The 17,928-nt window shown below is 44.3% G+C and carries 16 protein-coding genes; 6 read left to right on the top strand and 10 right to left on the bottom strand.

What is annotated here, in order from left to right; all coding sequences use genetic code 11:
* A partial coding sequence (locus A3762_RS21295; RefSeq protein ID WP_231878886.1) for a class I SAM-dependent methyltransferase occupies window positions 1-2,008 on the top strand: 2,008 nt, incomplete at its 5' end.
* Window positions 2,009-2,060: 52 nt separating this feature from the next.
* On the opposite strand, the gene A3762_RS21290 is transcribed toward A3762_RS21295, so the two are convergent.
* A complete protein-coding gene (locus A3762_RS21290) occupies window positions 2,061-2,684 on the bottom strand; it encodes a TIGR04282 family arsenosugar biosynthesis glycosyltransferase (protein ID WP_068757516.1) in 624 nt (207 codons plus the stop codon).
* 52 nt (window positions 2,685-2,736) lie between these two features.
* On the opposite strand from A3762_RS21290, the gene A3762_RS21285 reads away from it, so the two are divergent.
* The 3 genes from A3762_RS21285 to A3762_RS21275 all read left to right on the top strand — a co-directional run bounded on the left by A3762_RS21285 (window position 2,737) and on the right by A3762_RS21275 (window position 5,874).
* A complete protein-coding gene (locus tag A3762_RS21285; protein ID WP_197469473.1) occupies window positions 2,737-3,879 on the top strand; it encodes a 1-acyl-sn-glycerol-3-phosphate acyltransferase in 1,143 nt (380 codons plus the stop codon).
* Between the two features lie 92 nt (window positions 3,880-3,971).
* Window positions 3,972-4,823, top strand: a complete 852-nt coding sequence (locus tag A3762_RS21280; RefSeq protein ID WP_068502588.1) for a 6-carboxytetrahydropterin synthase — start codon at window positions 3,972-3,974, stop codon at window positions 4,821-4,823.
* A 94-nt stretch (window positions 4,824-4,917) separates the two neighbouring features.
* Entirely contained in the window at window positions 4,918-5,874 is a 957-nt protein-coding gene (locus tag A3762_RS21275; protein ID WP_068480133.1) for a phospholipase A, read from the top strand.
* Window positions 5,875-5,896: 22 nt separating this feature from the next.
* Here the strand turns inward: A3762_RS21275 and A3762_RS21270 are convergent, their stop codons facing one another.
* The 6 genes from A3762_RS21270 to styC all read right to left on the bottom strand — a co-directional run bounded on the left by A3762_RS21270 (window position 5,897) and on the right by styC (window position 11,938).
* Window positions 5,897-6,364 (bottom strand): DUF4174 domain-containing protein, encoded by a 468-nt coding sequence (locus A3762_RS21270; RefSeq protein ID WP_068479995.1) that lies wholly within the window; start codon window positions 6,362-6,364, stop codon window positions 5,897-5,899.
* A gap of 140 nt (window positions 6,365-6,504) precedes the next feature.
* Window positions 6,505-7,296: a M48 family metallopeptidase gene (locus A3762_RS21265; RefSeq protein WP_068480130.1), complete on the bottom strand. Its 792-nt coding sequence runs from the start codon at window positions 7,294-7,296 to the stop codon at window positions 6,505-6,507.
* 128 nt (window positions 7,297-7,424) lie between these two features.
* Window positions 7,425-8,813, bottom strand: a complete 1,389-nt coding sequence (locus A3762_RS21260; RefSeq protein WP_068480127.1) for a hypothetical protein — start codon at window positions 8,811-8,813, stop codon at window positions 7,425-7,427.
* 87 nt (window positions 8,814-8,900) lie between these two features.
* A complete protein-coding gene (locus A3762_RS21255; protein WP_068479316.1) occupies window positions 8,901-9,869 on the bottom strand; it encodes a LysR family transcriptional regulator in 969 nt (322 codons plus the stop codon).
* A 128-nt stretch (window positions 9,870-9,997) separates the two neighbouring features.
* The gene (locus A3762_RS21250; protein ID WP_068757514.1) at window positions 9,998-11,404 is read right to left on the bottom strand and encodes a hypothetical protein; all 1,407 of its coding nucleotides are present in this window, start codon (window positions 11,402-11,404) and stop codon (window positions 9,998-10,000) included.
* A gap of 57 nt (window positions 11,405-11,461) precedes the next feature.
* Window positions 11,462-11,938: a styrene-oxide isomerase StyC gene (gene styC, locus A3762_RS21245; protein WP_068480124.1), complete on the bottom strand. Its 477-nt coding sequence runs from the start codon at window positions 11,936-11,938 to the stop codon at window positions 11,462-11,464.
* Window positions 11,939-12,389: 451 nt separating this feature from the next.
* On the opposite strand from styC, the gene A3762_RS21240 reads away from it, so the two are divergent.
* Window positions 12,390-13,052, top strand: coding sequence for a peroxiredoxin (locus A3762_RS21240; protein WP_068480121.1), 663 nt, complete (start codon window positions 12,390-12,392; stop codon window positions 13,050-13,052).
* 60 nt (window positions 13,053-13,112) lie between these two features.
* Here A3762_RS21240 and A3762_RS21235 read toward each other — a convergent pair whose 3' ends face one another.
* The 3 genes from A3762_RS21235 to A3762_RS21225 form a co-directional block, all read right to left on the bottom strand.
* The gene (locus A3762_RS21235; RefSeq protein WP_068757512.1) at window positions 13,113-14,555 is read right to left on the bottom strand and encodes a sodium:alanine symporter family protein; all 1,443 of its coding nucleotides are present in this window, start codon (window positions 14,553-14,555) and stop codon (window positions 13,113-13,115) included.
* A 558-nt stretch (window positions 14,556-15,113) separates the two neighbouring features.
* Window positions 15,114-15,710 (bottom strand): hypothetical protein, encoded by a 597-nt coding sequence (locus A3762_RS21230; protein ID WP_068757511.1) that lies wholly within the window; start codon window positions 15,708-15,710, stop codon window positions 15,114-15,116.
* 93 nt (window positions 15,711-15,803) lie between these two features.
* Complete coding sequence (locus tag A3762_RS21225; protein WP_255375071.1) at window positions 15,804-16,805, bottom strand: aldo/keto reductase; 1,002 nt, start codon at window positions 16,803-16,805, stop codon at window positions 15,804-15,806.
* Window positions 16,806-17,229: 424 nt separating this feature from the next.
* Between A3762_RS21225 and A3762_RS21220 the strand changes: the two genes are divergently transcribed.
* On the top strand, window positions 17,230-17,697 hold the full coding sequence (locus tag A3762_RS21220) for a hypothetical protein (RefSeq protein WP_068757507.1): 468 nt from the start codon (window positions 17,230-17,232) through the stop codon (window positions 17,695-17,697).
* Window positions 17,698-17,928: the final 231 nt, after the last annotated feature.

The following is a 17,928-nucleotide window of genomic DNA, read 5'->3' as shown; positions in this document are numbered from 1 at the left end:
GAAACAAATCACTTATTTACCAGCATTAGCGGAAAAGGTTTACCTCATGCTTCCACAAGAAGGCTCAATCACAGTCCATCAAAGCACCCGCCTCTCACCCACTGAAGCGGCAGATCTAGCTCGACGAGTCATACAGATCAACCAAGACTACAATACGATAAATGCCGCACTTAGTTCTAGCGATGCGATACGCACAACCGCACTGAATCAACTACTAGTCCAGATCGAACAAGTAATCGAGCAAGACATTCCAGGAGCGGCAACTTTAAACCTTGCCGGTCGGATTAGCTTTGATTTGGACTTAACAGAGCTGGCGAATGAATACTTTCAGCGCGCCGGCATGCTTGAGCCAAGCAATGCGAATTACCTGCTAAACAATGCGAATGCCCAAGCACTCCTAGGCAACTATTCACAAGCGCAAGCCTTATTCAATAAAGTGCTCGATCTTGAGCCAAGCTCTATGCCTGGATTTACCGGTATCGCATTCTGTTTACTCGAAACCAAACAATATGATGCTGCTTTCTTGCACTACCGCAGTATCTTGGCACATGGCCATACAAGCACAGAAATTCATCACCAAATAACAGAGTGCATCGAGAACCTTCAATGCGATACCTACACCATTGAGTTAGAGCTGCTTCTTAATTACCTGCTTCGTCTAGAAGATATCGATACGCGTCGTTTGATTGAGTTCGCTGGGCAGTTAGTCACGCATAAATATGATCTAACAAATCCTGAAGCCGCACTAGACATCGATGTACTTGCTCAAGATGAATTGCTTCTTTGTATCTTAGAGACGGGCGTTGTACCTAGCGTACATTTCGAAGAGTTAGTAACCCTACTTCGACTTTCAATCTTTTCAGAATGCGCGATCAACCAGACTCTTCGGACTGAGCTTCAAGCCTGCGCAATCGCAATTGGTGTTTACGCATCCCACACCGACTACGCACTTATAGCGACAGAAGAAGAACAAAACCATATCAAGGCAATACAGCTTCAGATCGCAACGAATATCGGCTACGAAAAGGCAGATATAGATGATATTTCAGGGGCATTAATTCTCTTGGGTATGTACGAAGCACTCTACGTGCAGAGCTTCTCGTTTGACTTACTACGCTACGACTTAGAAGACTGGCCAATCGCAATGCAAAGCCTGTTAGATGCGTCATTATATCAGCTCAGCAAAGAGCATCACGCTCGCTACACATTGTTTGGTCAAACGATGGCGGAACTGTTAGAGAACGGCCTTCCACGAAGTAAAGAACGCTGGGCGGCGATCAAGTCTCCTCAGAAGAAAGACTTCTACGCAACCTTGAAACAAAAGCTGGCACCAACTCTTCCACCTTCGAGTTGGCAAGGTAAAACTGTTCGCGTGTTATTACTTGCCTGCGGTTCTGGCCAAAAGGCCTTCGACTACGCCAATCAGTTCACTAATGTTTCTGTCCTAGGCGCTGACGTGAGCCAAATAGACATGGCCTATGCCCATATGCGTACTCAACATAGCGCATGTGATAATCTTGAGTTCGCTGTTGCTGACTACGCGCTACCACCACAAGACATCGAAAAGTTTGATTATATCGAGTTTGGGCAAGGCTTTGATTTCTCAAAGCTAGACGCATGGATCAACCTGTTAAATGATGATGGCGTTGCGCGCATTAACTGCCCAGGCACGGAACACAGAGAGATCACTGGTGTACTCACCGAGCTAGTAAAAGCCCGCGGCATGCAAGCAAACCTAGACAATATTCGACTGATTAGAAGCTCGATCCTGTTGGAAAAAGAAAGCGGGTTATGGAACAAGCTTCTTGAAAGCCCATTCTTCTACAGTGCGTCTGGGTGTAGAGACATATTGTTTAATGACAACGCACACTTCTATACCGTTGAACAAGCGTTCGACCTAATACAAAACGCGGGACTGATTTCAGTGTTTCCGCGACCAAGCGCTCGCAGAGCCGCACAAGCAGAACAAATGCTCGATGTCTTCGTAAGAAAACTTGGTAGCCATTAACTAGCAGCGATAACGTAGATAGTTGAAGCTATCTCAATTCAGTAAAGAGCGACTAGCTATAGTCGCTCTGAAGCCAGCGTTTCCAATCTTCTAATTCATCGACATCAAAACGCTTATCTAATAGCGAGAAACTAAATCCAAGCTCTGTCATGCGATTTTGAACTTGCTCAAGCACGCGATTGGTGCCCCATTCGATTTCACCAAATGATGTAAATCCGCATGCTCTCTGCCCGACTAAGCCAAAGCCTCCATCTTCTGTTGGCGCGAATACAAAATCATGATTGCTAAGCGAATTGATTGCTTGCTGTAAGAAGTCATCATCGAGTACTGGAAAATCACTCCCCACAATAAAGGCATAGTCATAATGCTCTAGGGCATCGAACATAACCCTTTGCATTTTTGCACCTAGATCGCCACTAGGTTGCTCAAGACAATAATCAAAAGTGAGAGAATCGATCCACTCTTTATGACTAATACCGCCTCCGCTCGCAAGTGCCAACTTTACATCAACCTTGTCTCGGGTTTCTCCATACCGATTCAGTTGTTGGTTAACGGCCGCCGTCAAACGAATATGGGCGTCAAGAGCACTCTGCTCACCAACGAAACGAGCAAGGCGTGTCTTTACGTTTCCTAGAACGGGGTACTTTGCAAATTGAATGAAAACAGCACTCTGCATTTTATTTGTCTATAGTAAGAGTAAGAACAACGTTAATAATACTGATCCCAGCATGCTTTTCGATCAAACCTTTAAGTCTTTATACGAAAGTGTCCGTTGCTTTGACGACTCAGAAGTCGACGTCATACTGCAGGAATTACACGACAGCACTCGCCTATCGTTTGTACTCGGCCAATTATTTCCGGGACAAACACTCGATACAACAGATTTGTATGCATGCTCAACGATCGCAGAAATACAAGACTGGCTCATAACGCGATTAGTTCCAAAAATTGAAGGGACTTATTCAAGTTTAACAAGCACAGGCTTAGACCAACTCGATCCAAACACGCCTTATGTATTCATTTCGAATCACCGAGACATTGTTTTAGATCCAGTACTGATAAATACCGCGCTATACAACGATGGCCGCTCTACCGTACACAGTGCAATTGGCGATAACCTCTTGCTTAGTAAAACCGCAACGCGCATGGCATTACTCAATAAATGTTTTCGCGTGAATAGATCGGTCACATCACCAAAAGCACTGCTTCGATCACTCAAACTGCAATCGTCGTATATCTCTGAGATTATCCATACCTTTAATGAGAGTGTATGGCTCGCACAAAGAGAAGGACGTGCGATTAATAATATTGATACGACTAACCCTGCACTCATCAAGATGATGAGTTTAAGCAAGCCAAAAACGGAACAACTCGAATATCTTAACGCACTAAAAATTGTCCCCATCACGCTCTCATACGAATGGGACCCTTGCGATCAGATTAAAGCTAAGCGCATCATCTCACAGTCTAAAAGCACTGTTGAAGAGAAACTCGCTAGCGACAAGTTCGAAACACTCACAGGAATTATTGGAAGTAAGGGGCAGATACATGTTCACTTTGGAGCTCCGGTGTCGCTTGATGGAACAAACGCCCATGTGCAAGACATCTATGATCAGTTTGCTTCAAAGATTGATCGCGAAATGCATTGCGGTTATCGCGTGTTTCCAATTAATTCATTATGCGACAAGTTAGTCCATAATAATTACGCTCCTCCAGCAGATCTGACAGAAGAAGAACAAACCAGTTTAACAGTTTTAAATAAACGCCTTTCAGTCACGATTGAAGACAATTTGATTAATGATCTAGCCAAACAGGTCATCCAAAACTACGCTCAAGCGAGTATCCTCCAGCGCGCTGCATTAAAAGTGTAAGTTTGATTGGGAAATAAGTGGTTTTAAACCTACACTTTGGTAGACTCCGCAGCGCTATTCATTGACCATTTGGTTACCAAACAGGATTCGCCATGAACCGCCTTTTTGTTCAAAATTTAACAGTCATCGACTTCTCATATTTCGACGCTCAACGCGGCATTATGGGAGAAAGCTGGATTGTTGATATTGAATTGCAGGGCGAGCTTGATGATCAAGGTATGGTGTTTGATTTTGGTGACGTTAAAAAGCAAATTAAACAACTCATAGATACCGAAGTTGATCATCGTTTTGTTATCTCAACACAGTTGAAAAACCTGTCGATCGAGCAATCTCAGCATAAAGTCCGTCTAAATTGGGATTCTCAGCTCGGTCACTTTGAACATGAGTCGCCGAAAGACTCTGTCGTGTTGCTTGACGCCAAAACAGTCAACACGAAAAGCATCTCTAAATACCTTGAAGATAAGATCCTAGATGTACTGCCAAGCAATGTGACTGGCGTTACGCTTAAGCTTTATGAAGAGCAAATCGAAGGTGCGTATTATCATTACAGCCACGGATTAAAGAAACACTTAGGCAATTGCCAACGCATCGTACATGGCCATCGTTCTAAAATTGAGATATTTGAGAATCACAAACGCAGTTCTGAATTAGAAGATTACTGGAGTGCGTGCTTCCGAAACATTTATATCGGCACAAAAGAGGACGTAAAGAAAGTTCTCGATATCAATGGCAAAGAACACACGAGTTTCTGTTACACCGCGCAACAGGGTCGCTTCAAACTAACCCTACCATCTAAACGTGTTCATATCATCGACACCGATAGTACCGTTGAACTAATCGCTGCGTACATTGCAGACCAGTGCCTCGCGAAACATCCAAACAACCACTATCTCGTGAAAGCATACGAGGGTGTAGGCAAAGGCGCGATAGCTGAAAGAAAGTAAGCAAAATTTAAACTTTTTAGCCCCTAATTCAATGGGCTGTTTTTAATTGTTGTGCTTTACTAAGTCGCAATAACTAACAACTATCGCTTACACCATGACTTTAATCGCCAGAATATCTGTCTTACTGCCTTTTTTATTAGCTTCTTCCCTGCTTTCGTTTAATAGCTTTGCCGAAGAAACTATTAGCGAAGATGAACAGCCCGAATACACTAAACATAGAGATGTTCCAGAACGATTTATACAGCAACAACAAACTGACAAACTCTCCTTTGTCATTACCCCGCATAGGCGAAACTATATTCTGCCAATAAGCCATCAAGAATCCCCAAACAACGAACCCTGGATAGCAGCTGGTACTTATCGAGATGAACAACCATTTCAACACAATGAAATAAAACTACAAATCAGTTTCAAAGTGCCCTTACTTGAAGATCGCTTATTTAATGACGGCGATGGTATTTATTTTGGTTTCACTTCGAAGTCATTTTGGCAAGCATATAACAGTAATATCTCTGCACCCTTCCGTGAAACAAACTATCGACCAGAAATCTTCTATCAAACGCCGTTTTATATAGATGACATCGACGGAGCATTCTTTTTTAGAACAGGCATTGAGCATGAAAGTAATGGGCGAAGCCAGTTACTGAGCAGAAGTTGGAATCGCGCTTTTGTCGGTCTTGGTTATGCTACGAATGGCTGGGCTTTGTATCTTCAACCATGGTATCGATTACCTGAAGACGCGAAAGAGGATGATGGAGATCCATCAACGCCGCCACCCGCCAAAGGCGACGATAACCCCGATATCGAGGACTACTACGGCCACTTTGAACTCACTGCAGTATACAAGCGCGATAACTATCAAGTAGCTAGTATTATTCGCGCCAACACCAGCACCCACAAAGGCGCCGTCGAACTCAATTATAGCTTCCCACTGCATGGTCGATTACGTGGTCTAGTACAGTATTTTGACGGCTACGGCGAGAGTATGATCGATTACGATTATCGTGTGCAGCGCTATAGCTTGGGAATTTTGCTCACAGAGCTTCTGTGAGCAAGTAATTGAGGAATAAACCTTATGCTGCGTGGCAGCTTACTTGAGGACGACTCACTTTCTCTATACGACGCAAGGGCATAGCATCCACTAAGCGTATAAGGTCGTTTGCCTTCAGCGGCATGTGAGCGCGAAGTTTCACTTTCCCGTCTTTACCAACAAGGACGAGCAGCTCGTTATAAGGTCCAACATCTAATTCGTCTTTCAAAAACGAAACTTCTTCGTTCGATAGTGCTGCTCCATCGACAATGCTGTGTCCATCACCAACGATTGTCAGCACCTCCATGTCGCGCTTGTAAAACTCACACTCAAACTGTGCAAATGCTTTCAGCTGTTCTCTCAATGCTGGATGTTTTTCTGAACTTGTAAATAACAGTATTGGACGGGTATCAAATAGATAACCGTCTAGAGAGCCTGCTTGCGCACTCGAAACTAACGGCAGTGCAACAAATAACTTCCAAACAAGAATACGTACCAAGCGCTTTGACATGAGCATCACCTACGAAGTTATTGAGTCCACTTTACTTACGCAATAGATAGTCGTTTAGTGTGATACGCACTACAAAAAAGTGCGGATTTTTTGTAAGCGAGCGTGTAGTTATGTAGCCACAGAGTGCGCTTAATTTATCGCTAGGGTTTGCGACATACTGGCGCAGGTTTACGATTTAGCGCGGCACGATAGATAGCTCCAACCGCGTTTTGTTCTTTTTCTAGATCCCTAATGCGTCGATCATTTGATGGGTGTGTAGACATAAATTCCGCAGGAGCTTTGCCGCCTGATGCTTTCTTCATATTCTGCCAAAGAGCAACCGCTTCGCTAGGGTCAAAGCCGGACTGGGCCATCAGATACAAGCCAATGTAATCAGCTTCAGTCTCGTGCGCACGACTATATGGGAGTAACACTCCAAACTGCGCACCTAAGCCTAATGCGCCAAGTATTTCAGGCTTATACTCGACACCTTCCAACGCTATAGCTCCGACTTGTTGCGCAACTTGATTCGTCATTGCTAACGAGACCCTTTCAGCGCCATGGCGTGCATCAACATGGGCAATTTCGTGACCGATTACCGCCGCTAACTGATCAGGAGTTTCAGCGAGCGAAATCATACCCGTGTGGACACCAATTTTTTTACCCGGCAACGCAAAAGCATTAGGGCTAGCATCTTCAAAAACCGCGACCTCCCAATCGGCTGGATTTCTCTGGTCAGCGATCAAAATCGCATCGCTGATACAGCGGACGTACTCCAATGGTTTGCCAACAACCAGCTTATCGTTGCCTTCCTTTAACTTATCGAAGCTCGCTGCGCCCATCTGATTCATCTGCGCGTCACTGACTAAAATTAACTGGTGACGCCCGGTCGGAGAACTTGCACATCCAACGATCCAAACAACTAAAATCACCACAACACTGGCCCGAAACATTTCATTTACTCCGATATTTTTTCACTATCATACATTGAAACATTTCATGCCTTAAATACAACAAAACACAAACCCTAAATACAAAAAAGCCCCGCTAAGTAGCGAGGCATTTTTATGCTCATAGACCGCTATTTTAATTCTACGCCTTCTAGTTTTATGCCGTCTTCAATGTTAGAACGAATCAAACGAAGCGTTCCCTGCCCTTCGTCTTCTTGTACGACTTCAAGACCATCTTTGTTCTCTTTTTTATTACCCGCTGTATTCACACGAATAACAAACGCATCGACATTGCCCTCGCCCTCTTCCTCGAAAGTGAAACCCTCTCCGCCGTTGTTAAAGGCATCTGTACGACGAACAAACACGCTCAAATCACCAGCATCTTCTTCCGACATTTTAAATGCATCATCATTGTTCTCGATACCACGGTTACGAATAAAGGCTGCATCGATTCCACCATTTCCGGCCTCATCGTAATCAACGCCTTCATCAAGATTTAGGCTAATCAAGCTCTTCGACATAAAGCTATATATGCTGCCATCGCCCGCTTCATCTAAATCAATTCCATCGTCAAGATCCAGCGCGAACTCGTATTCTTTGATCGAACCGTCTTCGTACAAGTCGATAGCAATTTCGATACAGGTATCATCTAAGCTACCTGACGGAATAGCTAAATCTGCTTCCATTAGCTCTCCAGGTTCAAATTCACCATCAGCCTCAACGCCTGGGAACAATGCCGGATCGCAATACGCGCCATTTGATAAAAACTGACTACGAACAACGTCAGCATAAATGCTGCCCTCGTTACCTTCATCAAGCTCAACGCCATCGGCACCCACATTTTGGAAAGTAGAATTACGAGAGTAAAAAATAATGTCGCCCGCACCACGGTCATCAACACGTAGACCGTCTGCGTCAAACTTACCGTTGCCAACATCATTAATCATAGAATTGATCATAGTGACCTGAATAGAAGCATCTGAACCTTCACCTGCACCACCCGATCCAGCTCCACAGGCGTCAGAAAGGCTACAGTCAGAAACATGCACGCCATGATTAGCAAAGCCCTGAACCGTCACATTTTTTAGGCTTAGACTGACGGTGCCAGTTTGGTCATCACGAACATCGATAAAAATACCTTTGCCGGCAAGCTCGCCGTCCAAATCTGCGCGGTTTTCAATGCTGTACGTATCGACTAAACCCTCAAGCGTAAGATCGCTAATCGCAAGGTTTGCGCCTTCATTGATCGACAATAGGGTCGCATTCTTTGGCAATTTCACGGTTTGACCCGAGCCAAAAATACGCAATGATTTCTGACTGTCGTAATTGAGCGTATCGCTTAGTTCGATCATGTTTACGTCCGGCATGATATAAACCGTTCGTGCTTTCTGAGATTCCAACGCGTCACGCAAAGACCCCTTGCCCGAGTCATCACCATTGGTGACCAAAGCAAAAGATCCAGCATGTGCAGTGACACTTGAAATTGAAAGGATGGCAGCGCTAAGAAGCTTTAGTTTCATTATTTTATCTCCGAAGTAATAACAGTAGTTCAGAGCAATAATGTGCGCTGTATGTGTCTTTTTTATTGCAGTTTTTTGGCGTTATTGTTACAGCATAACCATATTGGTTTCGTAACCCGCTTTGGCAAAGCCTTCTTGAATACTAGCAAGATTTTCATCTACGAAGTCGATGAATTGGCGTGCGACAATTGAGGGCCGCTTAGAACGAGGGTGAACTAAACACCAGGTACGACGAATCGGAAAACCCTCTAATTCAGGGCTAATTAAGGCCCCAAGTCTAAGTTCGCTAATCACACTGAGCTTAGGCAAAACCGCGACGCCCAAGCCTGCCAAGACGCCATGCTTTGTTGCATCGTTTGAACCAAACTCCATACTTGGTTTTAACTTCAAACCATGCTCCTGACAGTGCTGTTCCAAAGCAAGTCTGCTACCCGAACCTCGCTCACGAATCAGTACACCAGAACCAAAAAACTCTTCAGCGCCCAATGTTTCTAATTGGCTCAAGGGATGCTGCGGAGACATCACCGGTATCAATTCATTATCTAAAAACGGATACGATGAGAATGGCTTTTCAGTCGGAACAATACCCATAATAACGAGGTCGCCCTCATTACGATTAAGCCGCTCAATCGCCTTTGCGCGGTTTACGACACTAACTTGAACGTTCACCGCAGGATTTTGTTCAAGAAAAGGTCGAAGTACGTAAGGCGTGATGTACTGTGCCGTATTCACGGCTGTAATCTGCAAATCACCAGAGACCTGTCCCTCTAAGCTGTGTATCTCGTTCTGCAATTTACGCAGTTGCTCGAAGATCGACTCACAGCTTTCTGCCACCATCTCGGCAGCGGGAGTAACAAACAACTTGCGCCCGACAAACTCGAACAACTGAACATTTAAGGCTTCTTCGAGCAGTTTAATTTGAGAGCTCACGGCAGGCTGAGACAAACCTAATTGATCAGCAGCTTTGCTATAACCACTCGTCTCATAAACGGCTTTAAATATCTGTAGCTGGCGAAGCGTTAAGCGATTAAGTAACTTTTGAACTGATAACTGCATGGGCGTGAGAGCTTATTTATTTGGAGACGGGAGTATCCCGCTAGCCTGAGTTAAATTCAACTCTGTACCCAAGCCGCTCATCACACAACACACAACTAGTTGGGTATTTTTATGACCAAACATTGCACCTAAGCCCGTTTCGCATCTTGCTGAGTCTGTTGAACCGGCTCCAATTGATTGTGTACATATACTTGGTCTAGCGCACGCCTTGCTTGAGGTAGCTGCCTTTGGATACGCAACCAAACCTTCACCAATATGAACAGTGGAGCTTGTGCCAACAAGTTGAGACGCGACCGATACAACCACCACGGAATAATCCGCGTGGCTTTCACCAAGTTCTCAAAGCTGTTGACCATACAATACGGTAAATCTTCAACATTCTCTGGGTGAGGCACAGGGAAACAAACTTCATTTTTCTGGGCATCACTTAAGGAGCTTGTTTCTAATCGGCCGATATATGCTGCACTGAATACTTGCTGGCAAACTAAGATAGGTTGCAAGGTAATATGACCATCCGCAAAAATCGATTTCGCACGTCGTTTAGCGAGACCATTAGCACTGCAATTCACAATCAAAGCGTTGCGCGAGAGTGCCTGTTCCTCGCCGGACTCAAAATGCAAATGCGTGGTTGATACACGGGCAACGCGGCCCTTGCGCAACACCTGTTTGATTGATTTAAGCTGTTCTAGCTCTGGCATGCTTACCGTAGCGCATCGCCACTTGGTCGGCTGCACATTTTTATCGAGGCGGAATACAATGCCTTCGCGTTCCATTTGCAAAAACGCATCATCAATTTCAGCATTATCAATTAGGCCCTGTAATTGCCCCGACAGCATGTTGCCCACCGTATTCGGGGCGGCCATCTCACGCGGCCACATCCACATGTCATTCGAGATTACCCATTGAATGCGTTCAGGGATCACACCGTTATCAAGAAGATATAAAATGGCATCGATCCCAGTTTTACCGGCACCAACCACCACATATTTAGAAAAAGAGCGTTCGAGTTTAGTCAGCGCATTAGGTGCGACTAACTGAACGTCCCCATCCACTTTATAACGTGGTGGATGCGTCGCAGGTACCTCGACACGCATATAACCGCTATCGACAATCTTGCGCTTTACGTGGATTCGATACGACACGCCTTCGTCTATGTTGGAAGCAACCGTCGCGATTGCTCCCTTGTCGAGTGGCTGCTCACCCACAAAATCACATTTGAATAAAAAGCGTGCACGCCCAGTACTTACTAAGTTTTTAGAAATACGTTCAAAGTAATGAATGATTTGAGGGCGACTAGAAAGGTCTGTTTTCGATTCACTTAACTCAAGTGAGTTCACCCCGTAAGCTATTGCTGGCTGATGAAGCTTAACGTGATCATAGGCATCAACCCAATGCCCGCCCGACATGCCGCGACGCTCTACAAACACGATGCTTGCTTGTTTGTCGTGTTTGAGCAATTCATCAGCAAATGCCAATCCCATCGCACCAGCACCGATGATCAAATAGTCCGCCTCTAATTGTTTTATTTCGGACATAGTTCCTCCTATAACAAGGTCTGTATACAATAAGCACCATAGCGCTACCGAGAGGTTTTATGACTTAGCTTCTGAAAAAGCATGTCGCGCAAGAACATAAAAGGAATATAACGAAACAAAGCTAAACACCAACGCTGGCACTAATCCTAAAATGCCCCATATATTGGTTTCACCGAGTCGATTATCACCGAAGGTCAAAGCTCTACTTGCCGAAAGCATCCCGCCCCAATAAAACATGGTGTTGCCATAGCCCGCGCCTACAATCATCCAAAACAGCTTTTTCTCTAGGCGCTCTGGTGCATTCAATCCCCATAGCAACAGTGCGACAACAAAGATCATTAAACCGTTCATCAAGCCACCCGCGTGAGCTCGAGCCCATCCGCGATCGCTACCGAATAGTTCAAACTGCACAATATAATTAGGAAATATCTCAAAGCCGCCTATCAGTTTCATAACTAAACCGATACCAGCAATAAGACCGATTAACATAATGATCGCGCCATGCCCGACCATACGCTTCTGAAGAGCGTTCATAGACTTACCTGTTTGCTTTTATTATTTGAACTAATTGATGAGTTTTCAATTTTAACATCGATCAGTGAGTAGGCAGTGAGACTAAAAAAGACTGCCAGAAGCTGTAGACAAGAAAACGAGTTAGAACCGCGCATTTATAAGACCTTTCAAGAATTTTGTTAGTAGACTTTGTAGACAACCATGCTGCCGGTTGCTGAAAAAGTTACCGAAATAACTGGTGTATTCCTGATCAATTTTTGTTGTAGTAGTTCACACAAATAAGGCGTTGAGTCGTATTGCGCTTGTAAATTTAAAATCATATTCTGTCTGAAGGGAAGTAAGAGAGACCTGTTCGGCTCACAAAATGTGCTGTAATGGTGCGCTACCTATAATAAGTCTCAATCTTATTAGAAGCCTAATGAAACAATAGCTTAACAAGCCAAACCAAAATAACAGGTATAGCGGGGTAAATATGTCTCTTCGAATTAATGATCAAGCACCAAATTTTACAGCAAACACGACGCAGGGGGAGATCGACTTTCACGAGTGGATTGGAGATGGATGGGCGGTTCTATTCTCACATCCAAAAGATTTTACGCCTGTATGTACAACAGAACTTGGCTACATGGCGCGAATTCAGCCAGAATTTGAAAAACGTAACACCAAGATTATAGGGTTGAGTATTGATCCTCTCGATGACCATCATGTATGGATTAAAGATGTTGAAGAAGTAGGGAGTACGACAGTCAACTATCCTGTTATTGCTGACACGGATCTGAGTATCGCAAAACTTTATAACATGTTTGCGGCGGATGAAGAGGGGTCAGCAGAAGGCAGAACGGCAATGACCAATGCTACAGTTAGGTCTGTTTTTGTCGTTGGACCGGATAAAAATATCAAGCTTATGCTGACTTATCCAATGACAACGGGACGTAACTTTGATGAGATTCTGCGAGTGCTAGACTCGATGCAGTTGACGGCTAAACACAAAGTCGCCACACCAGTAAATTGGAAGGATGGTGAGGATGTCATAATTGTTCCAGCTGTTTCTAATGACGAGGCTGAAAAAAAATATCCGGACGGATGGGAAACGGTCAAGCCATACTTACGTAAAGTTAAACAGCCCACTGACTAGTTGTGGCGATAGCCTTATGCTCTGCAAGCCTAGCTGTAAACGATCTTGCTTTAGCCTGCGTTAATTTGGCTTTACGCTAACTCGTTTAGGGTCCGTCCAGATTTCTTGATCAACATTTTGACATAACTCGGGATGGTCAGGCGCGTGAAAGGTTGGATCTAGTCCAGCCTTTCTCTGCTTTATGTAGTCTTTCGTGAGCTTAAAAACAATCCCAGAAAGCAAAGAAATCGATACCAGGTTAATAATGGCCATTAAACCCATCGATGCATCGGCAGTGTTGAATACGGTCTCAACGCTTTGTATCGAACCCCAAATAACCATTGCAATTAAACCAATCCGTATACCGACCAAACCTTTTGTCGATTGCACCCCAAGAAAAATCATTGCATTTTCAGCGTACGAGTAATTGCCAATTATTGATGTGAAAGCAAAGAAGAAAATGGCGACAGCAATAAAAATGAAACCGGTTTCGCCTATATGCTGTGCGAGGGCTAACTGAGTTAATTCAACGCCACTGGGCCCAACACCTGGCTGATAAATACCAGACAACAAAATAACGACGGCTGTCGCGGTGCAGACGCAAATGGTATCAATAAATACGCCAAATGCTTGGACAAAACCTTGGCTAGATGGATGATGTGGCACAGGAGTCGCGCTTGCAGCGATGTTGGGCGCCGATCCCATACCGGCCTCATTTGAAAATAGTCCGCGTTTGATCCCATTTAGGAGAGCAACCATCACGCCGCCCGTTACGCCGCCAACTGCTTCTTGAATCCCGAAGGCGTTTTTAACAATGCTCAAGATAACATCTGGGACCGTCGCATAATTAATGATCATGATTACGACGGTGAGCAAAAGATAAGTCGCTGCCATAAACGGCACAATAATCTCTGCTACTTTAGCGATTTTTTTGATTCCTCCGAAAATAACAATGGCGGTGAGCACGCCAATGACAACGCCTGTCGTTAGTTTAGGAACTCCAAATGCCTGATCCATTGCACCGGCGATAGCATTAGATTGAACCGCATTAAATACGAGTCCAAAAGAGAGTATTAAGCACAAGGAGAATATAATGCCTAGCCAACGTTTGCCGAGACCACGCTCAATATAATATGCAGGTCCACCTCGGAAGTTACCCATCGGTCCTTTGCTTTTATAGAGTTGCGCTAATGTTGATTCGGCATAGGCGGATGACATACCAACGAGTGCCACCATCCACATCCAAAATATTGCGCCGGGTCCGCCAAGATAGAGTGCGACCGCAACGCCCGCGATGTTTCCTGTCCCGACGCGCGAGGCCAAACTAACACTGAGTGCCTGCCGCGGCGAAATCCCGGTTGAGTCCTCCGAGCCTTTGCTGCTGAGGGCCCGTAACATTTCAGGGAAGTGCACGATTTGGGGAAAACCGAGTTTGAAACTGTAGAATATTCCAACAGTTAGTAGACCATAAATGAGAATGTAACCCCATAAAATATGGTTTATTGCATCGATTACCTGATCCATGACTACGCTCGCATACCTGTTAAGATCCAACTAAATGTTATTTACGGATGCTGCAACTCACTCTATGTTTCAGTATGAGTATAGCCGTACACATATACTTTGATAGTATTTAGGTTTCTTACTGTTAGTAATTACGAAAAAATTAATACTCACTCCGCTATGACTTAACTAGTTATACCTCACCAGTACTGCATGCCGTAATATTTCGTAAATCATATTTTTGTTGTAATAGTTAGTGCGTGTATACAAAGTAGCCGAATTTAAGTAAGACTTACTCCTGATACTATTACTAATCTGAACATATCAGGGGGAGTCTCGCGACATTCGCGCATTTGAATTTAAAACAATAAAACATATAGTAATTGAACCTAGTACATGGTCACGACTACCAAAGCTATGCGCGAAATTGGGCATGACGTGTACTGTTATTAGAATCGGATAAAGGCTAGTCGAGTCTTTTCTCCAATAATATAGACAGGGTTAACGAATAAAATCAAAGTCAATGAGATGAACGTCATTATCCAATTTAAGATTGCCATTAGTATTGAGTGCCAAAAACTATGGCGCCAAGTAAGTAAGTGAATGCGATTCAAGATCCCAAGATGCTCGGACATGATAATCTGTTCTATCTGGGCGATCTAACTGTAACGATTCGAGTTTTGTAGCCCGAATACTAATCACGCCAAAATGTGCAAATCCCGACGCTTCAGATTCAAACGTATAAGCGGCCTTCGGGTCATCCACTGAAGACCCTGGAGTGTGTTTTAGCGCATAAATACGACGCGACCTTTCAGAAAGCCCATCCCATTGTAATTGCGCAACATCGTCGGCCGAATTCAGAACAGCCTCGCCCTGCACTCGCATTTGCCACTTTCGTTTCGAACAGAAAAAGTGCAAAGCACAAGACGACTCTCGGGCCAGTTCCGTCCATTTCTGAGACCGCACATCCGTATGAACGATAAACAAAGGTGTATCTACTGCATTATCACTGTCACGCAATAAATCTCTGAGCACTACGGTGCGCGCCATCATTGGCTGACTAACGAAAGTGGGCGTCCAAAAGCTTCCGCGCTTAAGCAGATCCTTTTTTACTTCGCGCTGCCAATCTATAAACAACTGACGTAAATTCGCTTGCTGTAATGCTTCAGTCGTCACGATCACTTCCTTTCGTTAGTCCTCGAATAAATTAGTTTCTTCGCAAGGCAGCTTGCCCGTTATCGTGTCGAGCAAGCTGAACGACGTCATCGACTAAAACGGCATCGGGTAGTCTTTTATTACCGACGCAATTTCCTTAAGCGTGTCGTCACTCAAGGTCATATTAAAAGCATCGATATCTTCTTCAAGTTGCTCATGAGTCGTAGCTCCGATAATAGTAGAGGTAACACCATCAACCTGATCACACCAAGCCAACGCAAGCTGGGAAGGTGTCATGTTGTGTTGGTTAGCGATCTCTATGTAACGCTTCACTGATTGCTGAACCTGCTCACTGTCTCTGAACAATCCATTTCTCTGCGACATACTCCAACGGCTGCCCTCTGGACGCTTACCATCAATATACTTACCGCTTAACACACCGCCACCTAACGGCGACCACGGAAGATACGCGACATCCTGATGCACGCAGTTTTCGATTAAGTAAGGCCAATCTTTCGTGTGCAATAAGCTGAACTCATTCTGTATTGATGTCATCTTCGGAAGGGAATGTTTTTCAGCTAAGCACAGGTATTCATTAATGCCCCATGGCGTGTCGTCCGACAATCCACAAAAACGAATCTTTCCAGCCTGGACGCAATCGTTAAGCGCTTGCAGAATTTCGAGCATTTCATTTGAGTGGTGCTCCGTATCCACATCTGTAAAAGTAATTTTGCCCGGCCAGTGCTTTGCAAAATGTGGCGAAGTACGGTTGGGCCAATGCAATTGATATAGGTCGATGTAATCTGTTTGAAGGCGTTTTAGCGAGGCATCAACCGACACAATAATTGCTTCGCCAGTAATATCTGCACCGCTGCGAATCCAAGGTAAGCCGTTTCCTGCGATCTTCGTTGCAATCACTAGGTCTTTACGTTTCTGACTATTCGCTGATATCCAGTTACCGATAATTTTTTCAGTCTTGCCATAGGTTTCAGGCGACGGCGGAACAGCATACATTTCAGCTGTATCTATAAAATTAATACCGCGCGATATGGCATATTCAATTTGCTTACTGGCGTCTAACTGAGAATTTTGGACGCCCCAAGTCATTGAACCCAAACATACTCTTGAAACGTTTAGGTTGGAACTTCCCAGCTTCGAATATTTCATTTTATTTTGTCCCGCAATAGATCATGTTAAACAGAATGGTAAGTTATACCTTACTTTTCGGGATGTGGATGAAAATTATTTCGCTGATTGGGGAAAATTGACTTAAACCAACATGAGCGATAAGCATTGGTCGCAGCACTCTCTAACTTGGTTGTGCTTGCGAAGGCGAGAGTCTTTCTTGAATAACTTAATGTGTGGAGTTAGACAAAAGCGGACCTTGGCGTTAGTTCATTCTCGACGCCTGCTTCAAGAGGGAGGGAGATGCCGGACTTTACGTGAAAGCGCCGTTGTGATCTTGATGGGTAATAAAAGCATCTTGTTAATATCAAACTAGGCTTTAATTAGAGTAACTATATTTTAAAAAGCGAGTTAAATGAAAATTAAAGAAGAATGGTTAGGGTTCGGACCCTTATGTCTTTTACTGGGTATTCCTGGGTTATTTGTGTTTCAACCATACCCTAGCTACGACGAACTCAAGGTTGTGAAAGGAGTTGTCACAGAGTACCACTGGCAATTATCAGGGTCTTGGAGGAGTGGTGGTTCAAAATACATTTATGTCTCTACAGATACGGATTTTTTGAAATTTACTGTTTTTTCGGGAAAAAACGCAATCGTGGAGGGGGAGCGCATAATTGTGCGCTCTCACGAAAACATAGCGTGGGAACTTGAGCAGAACGATAGAGTAATTTATTCACACGAGCACATCATTGCCTATCATGAAAAAATGGCAAAATTCACAAAGCCAATGGTTGTTATGTCTGTGCTAGCTGGTGTTTTTCTTACACCATTATGGGTCAAGAATAGACGTAAGAATCGCGCGAAGATCAGATCTTTATTTTGAAAAGAAAGTCGCCAGATTTATTTTATCAAGAGTGCGCTTAACGTCCGTTTTTGTCTACTTGAGAATGAAAAACCAATGTCCGCTTTTCATTCTTAGTACGTATTAACGCCTTGCCCATGGGCTTGAGGTGCGAAGCAACGCAACTCCAAAACCACGAAGTGGCTAGGCATGCGGCAAATTGTTATAGGGCTTATTCGTCAATACCAGCATCGCAATCGTTACATGAGTTAG

This window comes from Oleiphilus sp. HI0125 (assembly GCF_001635355.1).
Note: the sequence above shows the minus strand (reverse complement) of the source record. Positions and strands in the feature narration are given on the sequence as shown.